This window comes from Schinkia azotoformans LMG 9581 (assembly GCF_000307855.1).
Classification (GTDB): Bacteria; Bacillota; Bacilli; order Bacillales; family Bacillaceae_J; genus Schinkia; species Schinkia azotoformans.
This window is the reverse complement of record NZ_AJLR01000139.1, coordinates 1-870: the sequence shown is the minus strand read 5'-3', so window position 1 is coordinate 870 and position 870 is coordinate 1. Positions and strand designations below refer to the sequence as shown.

Annotated in this window: 1 pseudogene; it reads right to left on the bottom strand. The window is 50.8% G+C overall.

Features of this window, described 5'->3' with window-relative positions:
• Window positions 1-870 (bottom strand): annotated as a pseudogene (locus BAZO_RS16170) (peptidase S8); the annotation flags it as partial.

The following is an 870-nucleotide window of genomic DNA, read 5'->3' as shown; positions in this document are numbered from 1 at the left end:
AGCGGGCGCCGGGGTACCTTGACCGCCGCCTTTGTCGCTAGTACCGGTTGTATCGTCGCCTTTACCAACTATCTTGGCCGCTTCAACGGCAGCTGCCACCTTCGTTTTCAGACTTTGCAAAGCTTGTAAATGTGCAAGCTTGTCAGACGCATCAGCACTGACTTGACCAGACGTCAATGTGTCAGCAATGTCGGCATACCAAGTTTTGCCAGTTGCAGCATCTTTAGCATTGCCAACCTCAGCCGGTGTTGCCGCTTTAATACCCTCCGCAAGTTTTGCTAATACTGCATCAAGTACCTTGGCAAGAGTCGCTTGAAGCTGGTCGGCCGTTTGCGTGCCTGCTTGAGCTTGTGCCACTAGGTCGTCTAACGCTGCCGTAAATGTTTTGCCAGTGCTTGGATCAGTTTGATTGCCCAAGTCCGTTCCCAGCGCAGCCTTCACAGATTGCAACTGGTTAAGCAGCGAAGTCTTCTTATCTGCAGGTAACTTGGCAGCTAATTGATTGATCGCAGTTTGCAGGTCTCGATTGGCACCAGTAAGTGAATCAACTGAGGCGTTCGTCTGATCAAGCGCCGTTTGTGCCTTCTGCGTTGCCGCTGCTAAAGCAGTCGTTGTGGCATCATCATACTTACCGCTGGCACTTAGCGTTTTGGCGGAAGCAATCAGATTAGTCAGTTCCTGCTTAGCTGCCTGCAATTGTGCAGGATCATCGGCCTTGATATTGGTGACAACATAGTCGACGGCTGGTGATTCATTACCGTATAAATCAGTCGACTTAAACTTGAAGGTGCCATTTGCCGTGACCGTGACACCGGCTGCCGGAACATCCTGATATGTCTTGCCACCATCAGCACTATACTGAACCGTTTC